This is a genomic window from Roseivirga sp. E12 (assembly GCF_017592825.1).
Classification (GTDB): domain Bacteria; phylum Bacteroidota; class Bacteroidia; order Cytophagales; family Cyclobacteriaceae; genus Roseivirga.
Window position 1 is genome coordinate 29,322 of the sequence record NZ_JAGFMD010000001.1, and the last position, 13,712, is coordinate 43,033.

At 41.4% G+C, this 13,712-nt stretch carries 16 protein-coding genes; all 16 read right to left on the bottom strand.

Features of this window, described 5'->3' with window-relative positions; translation table 11 throughout:
- Positions 1 to 184: 184 nt before the first annotated feature.
- Entirely contained in the window at positions 185 to 706 is a 522-nt protein-coding gene (locus tag J4E76_RS00150) for a DinB family protein (RefSeq protein ID WP_208500370.1), read from the bottom strand.
- A gap of 344 nt (positions 707 to 1,050) precedes the next feature.
- Positions 1,051 to 1,575: a DinB family protein gene (locus J4E76_RS00155; protein WP_208500372.1), complete on the bottom strand. Its 525-nt coding sequence runs from the start codon at positions 1,573 to 1,575 to the stop codon at positions 1,051 to 1,053.
- Positions 1,576 to 1,624: 49 nt separating this feature from the next.
- On the bottom strand, positions 1,625 to 1,915 hold the full coding sequence (locus tag J4E76_RS00160; RefSeq protein WP_208500374.1) for a YdhR family protein: 291 nt from the start codon (positions 1,913 to 1,915) through the stop codon (positions 1,625 to 1,627).
- Positions 1,916 to 1,947: 32 nt separating this feature from the next.
- The gene (locus tag J4E76_RS00165; RefSeq protein ID WP_208500376.1) at positions 1,948 to 2,697 is read right to left on the bottom strand and encodes a DUF6597 domain-containing transcriptional factor; all 750 of its coding nucleotides are present in this window, start codon (positions 2,695 to 2,697) and stop codon (positions 1,948 to 1,950) included.
- A gap of 312 nt (positions 2,698 to 3,009) precedes the next feature.
- Positions 3,010 to 3,396, bottom strand: a complete 387-nt coding sequence (locus tag J4E76_RS00170; RefSeq protein WP_208500378.1) for a DUF4345 domain-containing protein — start codon at positions 3,394 to 3,396, stop codon at positions 3,010 to 3,012.
- A gap of 62 nt (positions 3,397 to 3,458) precedes the next feature.
- The gene (locus tag J4E76_RS00175) at positions 3,459 to 4,166 is read right to left on the bottom strand and encodes a YafY family protein (RefSeq protein ID WP_208500379.1); all 708 of its coding nucleotides are present in this window, start codon (positions 4,164 to 4,166) and stop codon (positions 3,459 to 3,461) included.
- Positions 4,167 to 4,275: 109 nt separating this feature from the next.
- Positions 4,276 to 4,818 carry a hypothetical protein gene (locus J4E76_RS00180; RefSeq protein ID WP_208500380.1) on the bottom strand — a complete coding sequence of 181 codons (543 nt, stop codon included), beginning with the start codon at positions 4,816 to 4,818 and terminating at the stop codon, positions 4,276 to 4,278.
- Between the two features lie 107 nt (positions 4,819 to 4,925).
- Positions 4,926 to 5,681 (bottom strand): phosphoribosylanthranilate isomerase, encoded by a 756-nt coding sequence (locus J4E76_RS00185; RefSeq protein ID WP_208500381.1) that lies wholly within the window; start codon positions 5,679 to 5,681, stop codon positions 4,926 to 4,928.
- A gap of 32 nt (positions 5,682 to 5,713) precedes the next feature.
- Positions 5,714 to 6,733: a hypothetical protein gene (locus J4E76_RS00190; RefSeq protein WP_208500382.1), complete on the bottom strand. Its 1,020-nt coding sequence runs from the start codon at positions 6,731 to 6,733 to the stop codon at positions 5,714 to 5,716.
- 4 nt (positions 6,734 to 6,737) lie between these two features.
- The gene (locus tag J4E76_RS00195) at positions 6,738 to 7,421 is read right to left on the bottom strand and encodes a DUF6058 family natural product biosynthesis protein (protein ID WP_208500383.1); all 684 of its coding nucleotides are present in this window, start codon (positions 7,419 to 7,421) and stop codon (positions 6,738 to 6,740) included.
- A 93-nt stretch (positions 7,422 to 7,514) separates the two neighbouring features.
- Positions 7,515 to 8,621, bottom strand: coding sequence for an intradiol ring-cleavage dioxygenase (locus J4E76_RS00200; protein WP_208500384.1), 1,107 nt, complete (start codon positions 8,619 to 8,621; stop codon positions 7,515 to 7,517).
- Between the two features lie 143 nt (positions 8,622 to 8,764).
- The gene (locus tag J4E76_RS00205) at positions 8,765 to 9,571 is read right to left on the bottom strand and encodes a LytTR family DNA-binding domain-containing protein (protein ID WP_208500386.1); all 807 of its coding nucleotides are present in this window, start codon (positions 9,569 to 9,571) and stop codon (positions 8,765 to 8,767) included.
- A 191-nt stretch (positions 9,572 to 9,762) separates the two neighbouring features.
- The gene (locus J4E76_RS00210; protein WP_208500388.1) at positions 9,763 to 12,396 is read right to left on the bottom strand and encodes an ABC transporter permease; all 2,634 of its coding nucleotides are present in this window, start codon (positions 12,394 to 12,396) and stop codon (positions 9,763 to 9,765) included.
- A complete protein-coding gene (locus J4E76_RS00215) occupies positions 12,396 to 12,725 on the bottom strand; it encodes a PadR family transcriptional regulator (RefSeq protein ID WP_208500389.1) in 330 nt (109 codons plus the stop codon). The genes J4E76_RS00210 and J4E76_RS00215 overlap by 1 nt, the downstream gene beginning before the upstream one ends.
- 180 nt (positions 12,726 to 12,905) lie before the next feature.
- Positions 12,906 to 13,304 carry a hypothetical protein gene (locus tag J4E76_RS00220; RefSeq protein WP_208500392.1) on the bottom strand — a complete coding sequence of 133 codons (399 nt, stop codon included), beginning with the start codon at positions 13,302 to 13,304 and terminating at the stop codon, positions 12,906 to 12,908.
- 11 nt (positions 13,305 to 13,315) lie between these two features.
- A complete protein-coding gene (locus J4E76_RS00225; RefSeq protein ID WP_208500394.1) occupies positions 13,316 to 13,690 on the bottom strand; it encodes a nuclear transport factor 2 family protein in 375 nt (124 codons plus the stop codon).
- Between the last annotated feature and the right edge of the window lie 22 nt (positions 13,691 to 13,712).

A 13,712-nucleotide genomic window follows, 5' to 3' on the forward strand; every position in this document is an offset into this window, starting at 1 on the left:
ATATCGTAATGCGTAGTGCGTAATACGGTTCTGCTGTCCTCCCTTGAGGGAGCCTGTCTGCCGACAAAGGCAGGGTGCCCACGGGCGGAGGGAGAGAATACTTGTTAGTGAGTAAAATCGATCCGACCGATATGTAAGGAGGCATAGACCGGTCGGATCAGTTTAGTAATAGCCAATTCAGGCTTTATTGATCTAGTGGCAAATACCTTTCTTTTATAACATTGAAATGATGGATTTGATGTGCTCTTATCGTCAATCCAATCGTATACAAAGGCATCTCATATTCAAAAAACACACAATTGGTTTCGAGTATCGCTTTGTTAAAAGACTCAAACATCATTATGGTTGATTGACGTACCACTCGAAGCTCATGGACCAGTTGTTCAATAGACAACTCGTTTGCATTTGAATTTGCACCCATGATTTCCTGGTCATGTGCATCTGGAATGCTCCCTTCTCCACGAGCAAATATGATAGCTCTAAAGCACCAAATCCTTTCCCAATCAATCAGATGTTGAAGGATTGTATGAATCGTCCATTTGTCCTTTTTGTAAGTTTTCAGGCCAATGCGGGTCAATTGGGCAATGTCTAATGCATCGATTTCATTTACGCTGAGTTGCAGTGCCTCATGGACTGCCATGTCTCCGTTTAATTCGAAAACGTATTCTAAAAATTCGGGGTTCTTGTTAGCTTCTTGATTTTTCATAAATAGTAGTAATTGATGTGACATCCGTGTGTGGGAGATAGCATCATCCCTAGAACTAAAGCACAGGAATAGCCTTAAGAGCTATGGCAAGCGCTAACAGCAATACACGAATAGTGAATTAAATATTGCGTTCGGAAGAACATCCGAACGGAGAATTACCAGCCTTTAGATTAATGGCTAGTAATTATGCTACTATGAATTTCAGAATTACTCTCAAGACAGAAATTATTTGTGTTGAATAAATATATGGATTTTCCTCCGACCAGCTTATGAGCGAAACAGAATAGGTTAACACATCCATACCATTCTCATCAAGGTCCTTAGCCTGAGGCTTGTCGCAAGATTCAATAGTTGGACCTCAAATTATTATAATGATGCTCGGTATGATAAGCCGTCCAGATTACTATTTCTCTTACAGTCATTCTACCCATAAGGGGGTGAGGCAGTAGGTAAGTATCTAAATCATGCTCGGTCCAATTTTGGAACTTCTTAATCAGTCTCTTTTTCTCCTTGTCCAATTCGGAGAGGTATGATGCTTTATTGGAGACCGTAATGGGTGGCATATTCTTAGAAGTATTGGCTACTACACCGGGATTATCAGCTAGCCTTTCTTGATATCTTTTGACAATTTGATCATAAGTGCGATTGTCTCTATTATTGGTTCCAAGCTTATATTTCAAGTAAAACTTAGGCAACCGCAGTGCTTTGTTTAAGGCTTTTTCACTTTGAATCAAGTGCACAATGTGTTCACCAGTATTCCATTTGCCTTCAGGGCCTTTTATCCAATTTTCATCTGGATGATCCACGAGCCATTCATATAGTGTTTGGTGTTTTTGCTCCAGAATGTCGATGACTTCTGCCTTTGTCATATGGTTGAAATTTGAGTTTTAAACCTAAAGAACCTGCCCTTATGAATGTCTAATTGTTTCTCAACTGGAACATGATATCCATGATTTCTACAGCTGGCACTTCCTTAATGGCATAGGCCGAAGGTATGCTTTTGGCTAAATCAGATGCCTGGTAATCTTTTAGAGATTGTGCAGAATCCCAGACATATACTCCTCCGTATTCTCCTTCTTCGCTTAATTTGACATAGTATTTTTGTAAGAGCCCAGGGATGGATTTAAAATTTGGCTCTCTTTCTTTTGCTCTCTTTAATAATTCTTCTTCTGGTAAGTCTGATTTCAACTTGATGATTTGCAATATCATATGACCTAGGTTTTTATTTCTAAAAATGAAACTTATTCATTTTTGATGATTGAAAATTGTAAAAATCGGCCATCCTCATTTTTCGACAATGCCTTTGGTGTAAACCCAGTGATCTTCTTTATTCCCTTTATGTAATGTGGTTGATCAAAATAACCTTGCGGAGGGTAGAGCTGTCCTTTGCTTATCTGACTAAATGTGGCAGCACCTTTCCGGATATTACAATAGCCCTTTAAAGAAAGCCCAAAAGTTGATTGAAAGTACCGATTGATTTGTCGTTTGGATAATGAAGCTTTTTGCGAGTAATACTCAACTGTCTGATTTCCTCTTGTTTGATTAATCGACTTCAAAAGAATCGATTTTCCGGAGTTAATCGGATCATGCTTTTCAATACATGCTAACAGACACTGGTCCAAGTATTCGAAGAAGGAAGCATCAGTACTCCTTTTAAACTCGTCAAGGCCCAAATAAGAGTTCTCTAAGCTCTTTATATCATTGAGCAATAGGTTGATGTCTTCTTGAACTACACTTTCGGCTGCAAGCAATCTGAACTGTACCCCATAGATGGTAGTTTCTGGTGGGATGACCACATTCGTTTTCTGATCCCATAAACCACTTAAAAGCACTCCTTCCAGACGGTCATTTTGGTAGCAAATCAATAAATCGAAGAAGCCGTCAGGAAATATGGTGTAGGAGTGAGCGTCTTCATTCTTATTTTCAAGCTTCCAGTAGCACCTTACATAATCCCTAAGGTTGTGGTGGGCTTGCTGTTGAAAGTAAATCATCTGAAATGCCTATTGAGTATTTTGTTGCTTCCTCTTTATACTTATCAATTTATTCATTTGAGCTATCAAATACATTACAAAAATGGGCATAATCACAAGGGAAGGAATTGGGAGTAATGCGTATTGGGTATTGCGTAGTACGTAGTGAGTATGGAGTAGGTGAAGATCGGTGGATTATAAATGAATCAATCCCACCGATGTGTAGTGGGACACGGATCGGTGGGATCGATAATTAGCCCGAGTCATATGGTATGAAGAAGATACCGTGTAAGACTTTGCTCGCGGAGGCTTGTTAGATCTTAATAAGTCAGATTAGAGATAGGTATACAACAAGCCGAAGAGATTTGCTCCACCTAAGACAAGTTCAAAGGCAATTCCTTGATTGATCTGCTTGTTGGGCTTGCCATCCTTAGCGATACTCATAAATCTTCCTATAGCGAAACCGAGAAAAATCAAGGCCCCAATAAGAAATGATGAGAAGGTCATGCCAGGAAGGAATGTTCCTAAGCCAATGAGTAGACCCGCACATAACATTACAGCACTGACACCCCTCATTTCATTTAAGAGGTCGACATCCTTTGCAATAGTAATTCCTGAATTCTTGAGATAAGTTTTGATTGGATCGAGTAACCTCATTAATCCAACAAAGACTAACAGTAGAGTTGATAAAGCGAGGATGATGATTTTGATAGTTTCCATTTTAAATTCCTTTTGTTATTGATTCTAAAGCAAAGGTAAAATGGGGTAGTGACAGCCCTGTGTCAGGGGTACTTCTGATTCTTTATATATTTTTCAAAATACTCTTGAATGGTCATTTTATGGGGCGTAAAGGTTTCCTCGAGTGTCTCAAGATTGGCAATGTAATCTATCCTAAAGGCTCTGAATTCATTTCTAAGCCTGCAATAGGCGATGAGTAGAAAATTTCCATGAATGCTATAAATAGCAAAGGGTTCTATTTGCCGAGTGGTCTCTTTCCTTTCAGAAGATAGATAGTCAATTTTCAAAAGCTGAAATCGAATGATAGCCGATTGTATCTCCATCAAGTTGTCGCTTGTCCTGTCATCTTTATGTTCGGCAAAGTAGATTCTGTCCGTGAGCAAATCTGTATTTCCCTTTTGAGAATACTTTAAGATGGATTTAATCTTTTCAATGGCACTAGAAACACTTTGTCTCAGGGAAAGGTCTTTATTCTTGCTTACTAACTGCTCTGCAGTGATTAACGCGTTGGCTTCATCTTCAGTGAATACAACTGGAGGAAGGTGGTAACCTTCCATGATGGAGTAACCCTTACCTTCTTCGGTTATGATTGGAATTCCTGATTGTTCAAGCGTGCGAATGTCTCTATAAATGGTCCGAATACTTACATTATGACGTTCGGCCAGATAACTTGCCGTTACAATCTTCTTAGACTGTAGTTGCGTCATAATGGCGGTAAGTCTCGAGAGTCTTGGCTTTTCTGTCTCTTCCATTATCAACCAATTTAATGATCTGATCGGTTTTCAGAGAAAATATGATGGAAACTTCAGCAAAGGCCTTCTTCAGGTCAAGATGAATCTTGCTGGTTGCCTGCACTGATTATCATTGTCTGGTCCAGCGGATCATATGTGGGTAAGGGAGTACCTTGTTTTCAACCAATTCATCGTCATGTGCTGCCATTCCCATCCACTGCAGTAGTGGGAGGCCTATGTATGTCTTAGCGGTATACTGTTCAAGCAGCCAAGTAGCATCACCTTTATAACTCTCAGGGTGAAATATTTCAGAAAGGGGGATGCCTAAATATAGCGCTGCTGCTACCGACCAGGCGATCACACCTAGCTCAAAAGTATTTTCTTCTCCTAATGTTTTGCCAATGTCACCATGTGCCTTTCTTCTAAGGTCTGGAGTGAGACAGGCGAGATGACCAGCCTCATGAAGAATGTCGCCATGGCATAACAGATTGTCAAGATTTATTTTGAGTCTGCCGTGCTCAATTTCTATTCCTACCAAGAAGGAGTCAAACGCATCTCCGGTAAAGAAGTATTCTATCCCTATTTCCTCAAGGAAACTTGTTATTGAGTGCAATTGAGAGTCTTGAAGGTTGAATTTTTCAGTGCTCTTGGTTGCGGTATTTTGTGCGCTCATCGGCTTGTTCTTCGTAAATGAGTCGAAATTTTGGGACTCGTTTAAGTCTGAAAGTTGAGTAAAAAAAATGGCAAAGACTACTAGGGATTGTGTCAAGAAAAGGATGCTTATTCTCGATTCGAGCCATATAAGTCCGCATCTGTTTTTCGAACGTTATCGATAAAGACCTTGAGTTTATCAGGGTCGAGACGGCCATCTGTACGCACACCTGAGCATAAGTCAACTCCAAAGGGGCGGACTCGTCTAATGGCTTCGATAACATTTTCGGGTGTCAATCCTCCAGCAAGAAAGACTGGGCGAGGACTCCTCTTTACAAACTCAGCACTTATCGACCAATCATGGGTTCTGCCTGTGCCGCCAAACTCTGGTACTTTGAGATTAGGTCGGCCAGAGTCAAGCTGGAAGAAGTCAACATAGGACGCATATTGATCGATTAAACCTAGTGACGCCTTGGATTCAATATGTATGATCTGCACTCTTTGGATATCAGGTATAAGTTCAGACAGACGTTTTGACTCTGTTGAAGTGATATGAGATAATATCTGCACTCTCGATGTGCCAGTCAGCCTGACGTTTTCGGCAATGCTTGATGCAGTGAGCTCAGAGGTTAACACGGAAGTCGCTACTTGGGATGGAATGTGGGGAGTTATCTCAGCAACCTTTTGTTTGTCAATGGTTCGTGAAGAAGTGGGTATAGCACATACAAAACCCAGTGCATCCGCTCCGGCATTTATGGCCATTAGTGCTTCTTCCAAGGAAGCTATACAACAGATTTTGATTTTGGTTCGTGAAATTGGGTGCAAATCGAAAGACATACTCAGACTTGAAAGTTCTAGAAAAGTTTTGGCATAATCTACCAGCATTCACCAAAAATGGTTTGTACAGATTGCCTCGATCAATTGTCTACGATCACATTGTTCAATGCATTTTTAAAATCCTCTGGCTCGTCAATATGAAGAGCCAACACTTTGAATTGTCTTTTTATACCATAGAGGCTTATAAGTGTCTGCTCATGCTTCAAGTGGAGGATAAGGTTATGGCTTTCCATTTCGCCAAGAGGAGAGAGTGTTCTGGTCAATGTACCTTCTTCATCCAGAGATCTTCCTGATAGCTCAATGGTCTCTATGTTTTCAAGAGGGATTTCCACCTCGCTTAGGATGCCATATTTCAGCGTCAAGTAATCTTCGTTAATGCATATAGGTCTTTTGGACAGCGACTTGGCAAAACCAAAGATTTGAATACCTGAGTAAATACTTAGGGCTGTTAGAACCCAGGCGGCTATTGAACTCCAAGAGATAAGTAAATAGTGAAAAACAACCGTTTCTATGATGATGATAAATATCAATGCGCCTAATAGCGCTGGGGTTCCACTTTTCTTGTGATAAGAAAACTCATTTTTTGAGAGAGGGATGGTTCTCCAGTGGATAAAGCCATAATAGAATACGGCTACCTCGGTGGCTATCGAGAACACTGCTTTCCTTGGGAAAATCTGAGAGCAAGTGTCTTTCAAAGCATGGAAGAAATCCGGTGTTGCGTCTTTCCTGGCTTTGTAGGCCTTAATAACTCCACGGACTTTGAACACCACAAATGTCAATACTGAAAGCTCAATGATGGGTAAGGCCCAGGTTTTAAAGAGCATTAGATAAGTCTGGTTCTCCTTGGGTAGAAAGTAAGTGCCAACTAAGAGCCCAATGACCATTACGGGTACCACGGTTGTTTTAGGGATGTCCGTCTTACGAATCAGTAAGAGGTAGATGAGAGGAACGGTGAGCAATAAGTCAGCTGTAATGGCTAAGTCTATAGTATTTCCACCTGTGAAGGTGGAAGACTTGATGAAAATGACCAGAATGGCTAGCAGGCTCAAAGGGATTCCAAAAGTGATCAGGTGTCTGCTGATATGGAATGCTCTATTCATGTTTTTACTTTTTGATTAGATGGGCCATGCCATTCTCTCTCAATATCTTGTCTAGGTACTTGCCTCTGCTGCTAGTTTCACGTTGATAGGGGGCAAAGAGGTTTGATACTTCATTATACTGTTTACTTAGGTCCTCAAGGGTGCTCTTATCATCTTCGCTTAATTCACACTCAGAATGCTTCTGGTTGAACTCAATCAACTTTTTCACAGCTATTTCCTTTTTGATAATGTCAGAGCCTGTGGCGTTTAAGGTGCATATGCCGTAAATGCCTTTGCAGTAGTAATCCCACTCAATCTCGAAGGCATTGTCCATTTTAGCTTTGTCAATCTTGCCCGCTTTATCAATGATATTGCCATAAGCGTACCTTTTGTCTTCATCGCTCTCGAAGGAGGTTAAGAATTCCTGTTTTATCAGTGCCTTAAAGCTGGTGGGGCTTCCTGTTAAGCCTTTGTTCTTTTCGATCAGTGCTGGAGTATTCTGGGGGAAGTACTCTTTGGGATCGTTGATCACAATTTTGTCACCCAGTGGGGAACTGATTTCATGCCTAGAGTCAATGCTATAGGAGGCACTTGGAATCAACTCCATTGTAATCAAGATGTCCAATTCTTCTGAGGATATATTGGTGGCCTCACATAGCGCCTTTTTCTCAATGTAGTTTTCCTGAATGTATTTGAGGTTGATGTCCATAGTTTTTGAAATGACCCTTGCACTTATATACGTGGAAGTTCTTCCAAAAAATTGTGAATTGCTAACTCAACTTGATAAGGATTATAAGAGATTTTATTTATGCTTGGGCGGAGCCAAATGCATGTAATCACCTTTGATGTTATCGAGTGTTTCTGATATAAGCTTGAAGTTATTTTCAGTAGGCGAGAGTTCGATAAACTTGGCTACTACATTACTATGCTTGTAGATAATGAAGGTGTTGCGAGCCGAGGGGTTGATTTCGTTTAAGTAGATTTCGGATGCCCGATCTGAATAGGAGGCTACAGTCGTAAGCGACACTTTGCGGAGGCCAAGTGATCTACCTATTTGTACTAGCTTGGCATTTACTCCTTCTTGTCTCTCGGTAGTACAAGTGAAGAAGACCTTGAGGTATTGTTCTCGCTTAAAACTTTCTCTTTCGAGGAATTGCAGCCAGGCTTTTACTTCGGCCGAGTCCGTGTTGTCACCAGCGAAGTATAAAACCCCCTGATAGCGGCCATACTTACAGATGGGGCAGGTGGTAGTCCCTTGGTCTGGCCCCCAAGCATGATAAGGCGTAAAGGAGAAGACATCTTCACCAATCGCTCTGCCTGATTTTATGCTGTCGCTCTTGGTTGTAGGGTAGTTGGGGATATTGAGTCCAAGGATAAAGTTATGCTCGGCTATTTGGATGTTACCTTTCATTAAAACCCTCAATATGCCACTACCTGCACGGTTGTCCATGGCCTTTCGCTTAGCAGTGGTCAATAGGATGTCATCATCAAATACTAGGGCATCGGTATAGTATGGTGTGTTAATCTGAGGTTCGAGAATTGTGGGGTGGATATGCGCGGGATCTGATCTCTTCGGGTAGGCCGCAGGTCTTACGGTATAAATAGAGTAATTACCATCAGCATCGGATTTTACCCAGCCTCTTAAATGTCCATGCCTTGCGGCACGTTGGTCCATGTCTGTGCGGCTGCTATAATACCCTTCTGTGTCCGTGTGGTAGTAATACACGATTACATTAGGGGCAGGTGTTCTGCCATCTGCCTTAAGGATTTTTCCAGTGATCACTAGCTTTTGACCCTCACCAAACCAGCCAAGTGTAGTGTCGCTTGATGCTATGTTTTCTGGCATGCCGAAATACATGAACTCTGCATTTTCGAATGGCCCACCCACTTGTGAGGATTGAAATGCCATGCAACTGAGTGTTGAAAAGAAGACTAGAAATGATAGAATAACTGATTTAACCATGCTTTTGCTTTTCTTTTGAAATACGCAAAGCAGATTGACATGGTGCGTCTAAATATGGTGAAGCGAGTAGTTAATAGTTTGAGTCGTGGCTAGCTAAATTGGGCCTTAAATTGAGCGCTGAAGCTTCGGCTCATCCTAACTGTTGATCCATTCTTCAACTCAATATCATAGTCGCCATTTAGCCTGGATGTAAAAGACTGAACCATGTCCCCATTGATGATGGTTGATTTGTGTACCCTGATAAATTGATTGCTGTCTAAGCCTGTAAGAATAGATTTAAGCGTTTGTTGTTTTAAGTAGTTGCCATGTGTCGCGACAAACTTGATATATGGGCTTTCGGCCTGAATGCAATAGATATCTGAGGTAGCCAGTACAATCTTCTCAGTCCCTTTGTTGATCAAGATATTCTGAAGTGAGTTTTTTGTTTGAGCCTGCTGTGGCTTCTTCATATAACTAAGCGTCAGTTGAATCAAGCCATATCCGATCAAGGTGATAAATACATACTTAGAGAGAGCATAAGACAGCACCTTTGTGAAGGTGTATGGCTGGTAAAAGAACAGGCTTGAAAGAGTGAAAACCAGTAAAGGGTAGGCGAGTAGGTGGAGAGCTGATGCGGCAATAGCATCTGTCGCTATCCGATATCTATTCGAATGGCTCTTAAGCCTCTTGCTTAATACAGCGATAGGTATAAATAGCACCCAAAAGGTGTTGAAGAGTAATGACTCGCTCCAGTAAAAGCTGTAGCCCTGCACATAGGAATGGAGGTAGTCTTGGAAGAGGGCCAAAAATAAGGCAAGGGTAAGAAGTACCGCCCCAACATGAATAGTATTAACCCTTTGACTTTTTATATATGCCAGAAAACTCACTGGATTTAATAACGGACTTTGCTTTTTCAAGGTTGAATCTTTTAGGCTGTTCCAATAAACAACAATCCGACCGATCTGTAAGGAAGCACAGATCGGTCGGATCGATGGTTAATGAGAAACCAGAGTTTGAGAGTTAATCTTTAACTCAAATATAAACGTCACCCTGCCCCGAAGCTTCGGGGCAGAATGACGGTTTAATATAAGTCATGGTTACCGACTATTTAATCATCCCGCAATGTAGCAGCTGGGTTGGCCCTTGTAGCTCGCCAGGCTTGCCATCCGATGGTAGCTATTCCAATGCCGACCATGGCTAGGGCAGTCATCAGGAATACGTCAAAGCCGAAGGAGGTTCTATAAGCAAACTGATTGAGCCAGACATTATTGGCCATATAGGCAAGTGAGAAACCGATGATAAAAGCAATCATAAGCATAATGCTGAGGCTTTTTGATAGTAAGAATATCAAGCCCTTAACACTTGCGCCCAGCACCTTGCGGATGCTTACTTCCTTCATTCTGATTTGGATGGCATAGGTAGAAATACCTAGCAAGCCCATTCCAGCAATACTAATACTGAGAATCGCTATCAATCCCACTATATAAAGGATGTCAAAGAAGAAGGCGTTGAATTCATCAATTTCTCCCTGAAAAGTTTTGAGAATGATCTCATGGTTAGGGTCAAACTCATCCCAGACCGCTTCGATAGCCGAGATTTCTTTGACAATATCAAAACCAGCCACTTTGATTTGTGCTATTCTAAAGCCACTAGGGTCATAACGAAGCATCATAGGGTCTATGCCCATGATCAGCATCATGTGATTGTAATCCTTTACCACGCCTACCACATTGAGGGCAAGGGAGTCATTTTCAATATAAAACTGCTTTCCAACAGCCTCTAAAGGACTTTCAAAGCCAAATTGTTTCACAGCAGTCTCATTCAGGATGGCGGCTCGCTTGTTTACCGAAGGAGCGCCTTTGATAAAGTCACTGCCGGCAATAAGTTCGAGTTGAAGGCTACTGATATAGTCCTCATCGACATCGAAGTAGTTCATAGAGAATGTCTCATCTCCGTCACTGAGCTTCACATCATCAGAGTATTCCGTGCCCATACTGGGAATGTTATTCGTTGCCGTAACACTTTCAACAAAGGGAAGTTTTTCGAGCTCATTCTCGAACTTGGCAAAGTCCTGACCTTGCATATGGACATTCAGAATATTCTCTTTACTGAAGCCATAATCCTTTTCGACAATAAACTTGATCTGCTTATAGACTAAAACAGAGGAGACGATCAGTACAATGGAAATCACGAATTGGGTCACAATCAATGCTTTTCGCAAACTCAGCTTAGAAAGTTTAGAATTCGAAACAGAATTTTTCATGGCCTGGATCGGCTTGAAGGAAGCCAAATAGAGGGAAGGGAAGATGCCGGTGATCAAACCAAGCAATACACTGAAGCCGAAGAATTGAAGATAGGCTTTCAGATCAGGTTTCAACTCCCACTCTAAGAGAGAGCTCATCTGCAGGCTTTGAAAGGCCGGGATTAAAAATTGCAATAGGCCGATCGCTACGATCAGAGAAAGTATGGACACCAGTATGGATTCCACAATAAACTGGATAGTGAGTTGCCCTTTTCTTGCGCCCATTACCTTTCTTACCCCCACTTCCTTGGTACGAGTCAATGCTCGAGCTGCCGATAGGTTGGTGTAATTGAAAGTCGCACACACAATGATCAGTATGGCTAAAACGCCCAAGCCAATCACAAAGAAGTTCGGCATGCCAGCACCAATTTGATTGCCATGAAGCGGGCCTGGGGTGATTTTGGACATCTTCTGTAGTGTAAACTCTTTGCCTTCGTCTGATTCTGGTTCATAATGTTCCTTTTCTGCCTCAGTCAAATAACCCTTAAGGGTTTCAATAGAATAGCCATCCCTAAGCTTAAAATATATCCAGGTCTCACTTCCATTTCCCCAGTTTCCAATAGATGAACCGAGTACCTTGTTTTTTTCCAGCTTATCTAAGCTCGACAGAGAGACTAGTGATTCGAACTTGATATGTGTTTTACCTGGAAACTCCTTTAGGACACCTGTTACCTGGTATACCCCTTTGTTACCAACTTCAAGGGTTTGCCCGATAGGATCTTGATCTTTAAAGAGCTTCTCGGCAATGTCTTTTTTCAAGACAATGGCGTTAGGTGTGCTCAGGGCAGTTTCTGGGTTTCCGCGTTCCAGCTCAAAACTAAAGAGTTCAAAAAACGAGGGCTCTGTGAAGTAACCCTGTAAGGCAATGGCCTTTCCGTTTTGAATAACATCTCCACCAAAACCCCTTCTGAATGTGACCATATGCTCAAAACCGGCAAACTTATCTTGCATGGCTTCACCCAAGGGCATAGGCACGGTGGCCATAGGTATATTAACTTCATTTTGATCATAGTGAGTAAATCGATAAGTCTCTTCACTATTGGCTTGCCATTTGTCATAGCTGAGTTGATCGTTGATCATTAAAATGATGACTAGGCATACCGCCATGGATACCGAGAGCCCCAAGATATTTATGGCAGTGAATGACCGATTCTTCATGAGGTTTCTAAAACCCACTTTGAAGTAATTACTGAGTATTGACATGTTGTTGTTATAAAATTTAGATTGACCTTTTCTCTTGAGTGTGTGCCTGTTCATAAACCGTAGGACATCAAAACAGAATTTGCGATTGGCTTTTCGTTGACCATACTGTTCGACATTGTCATCAAAGCGTTCATAGAGATCTCCTATGATGGAATCATAAAGAGGAGGGTAGCAGTACCATTCAAAGAATCGTTCTGCCCACTTAGGAGGATCTATATGTTGATGCGCTTGTTTCATTAAGCGATGTCGAAAATGAATTTTGGAATCATATCCCAAATGTGATTCCTGGCTTCACGCGTTTCTTTTAATGCTATTTTGCCCTGAGAGGTGATGATAAAGACTCGTTTTCTGCGGCCCCTACGATTGCCCTCGGCATCTCCAATTTTAGAAGTAACAAATCCCTTTTCTTCCAATCGATACAGTGCCGTATGTACACTGCTCATGGTTACGGATCGCTTGAGTTCCTTTTCAATGGCCTTAGTTACGGATAGACCGTAAGCCTGCTCATGTTGGGCTGCAACCAGCATAAGGACTATTTCTTCGAATTCTCCGAGTTTACTGTTCATTTTATTTTACCCTTTTGTAAAACAATTATCGCGGATAAAACCGAAGTGTACAAGGCTTCGGTGTTTAATTATTACCCAATTGTAAAACAATTACTATTGGTTAGATGGGGCAAGTGCAAAAAATGTTGCAGGGGAGGTGAGAAATTCTTAAAAAAGCCCCGACTTTCGTCAGGGCTTGGTTTAGTTTTTTATGAATTTCCCTAATAAGACACCGAATATGGTAAACTGAACTAAGCCAGCGGACCCTTCGACCAGAATCCATTCAAATACATTTATAACATTGTATTTATCAGGTTCTACAAGGGCTAAATAGCTAACAAAAAACAAACCAACGAGCAAAGAGAATTTCAAGCCTTGGTTTACATTGAAGGTATTATTTGCCCATTTCAAATACAGAAGTGTTAATACAATGCCTTGAATTATCATGGTGAGCAGCCCGAAGTACATTAAAGGTTCTGGCCTCATAAAAGATATAGAGGCATAGTGCTGAGTATTAATTACAAAATGCGACAGCGCCTGGACGAAGAAGGAAGCGACAAGATAGCTTGCCGTTCCAATCATCAAGTTTCTAACTTTCATATGATGCACAATTAGGCGTTTGGCTGTGGCATTTTAGCCATAAACTCATTAAATGTAGCCGTGTCAAACGAAATGAGAATGTGATTGATTTTTTCATCTCGTACTGTATAGACCTCCATGGTTTTTAAAGAATGTGTGTCACCAGTGGGTAAGGTCATATTGTAGGTAGCTGTTAAGGCTACTTTGTCGTTTTCCGTTATCGTTGAGTCTAGTGACGAACTAGTAACACCCATGGTGAATTGTTGTGTCATTTCAACCCATTGTTGTTTTCCAACCACTTTGGGCATTGGGCCTTCGAAAACTATGTTTTGGTCAGCAAATTTTTCCCAACCTTCTTTCTTGCCGAAGGCACTGAAGTACGCTTGAACTGTTTCTTTTGAATTCATTTTTCTATGGTTTAATAGTGAA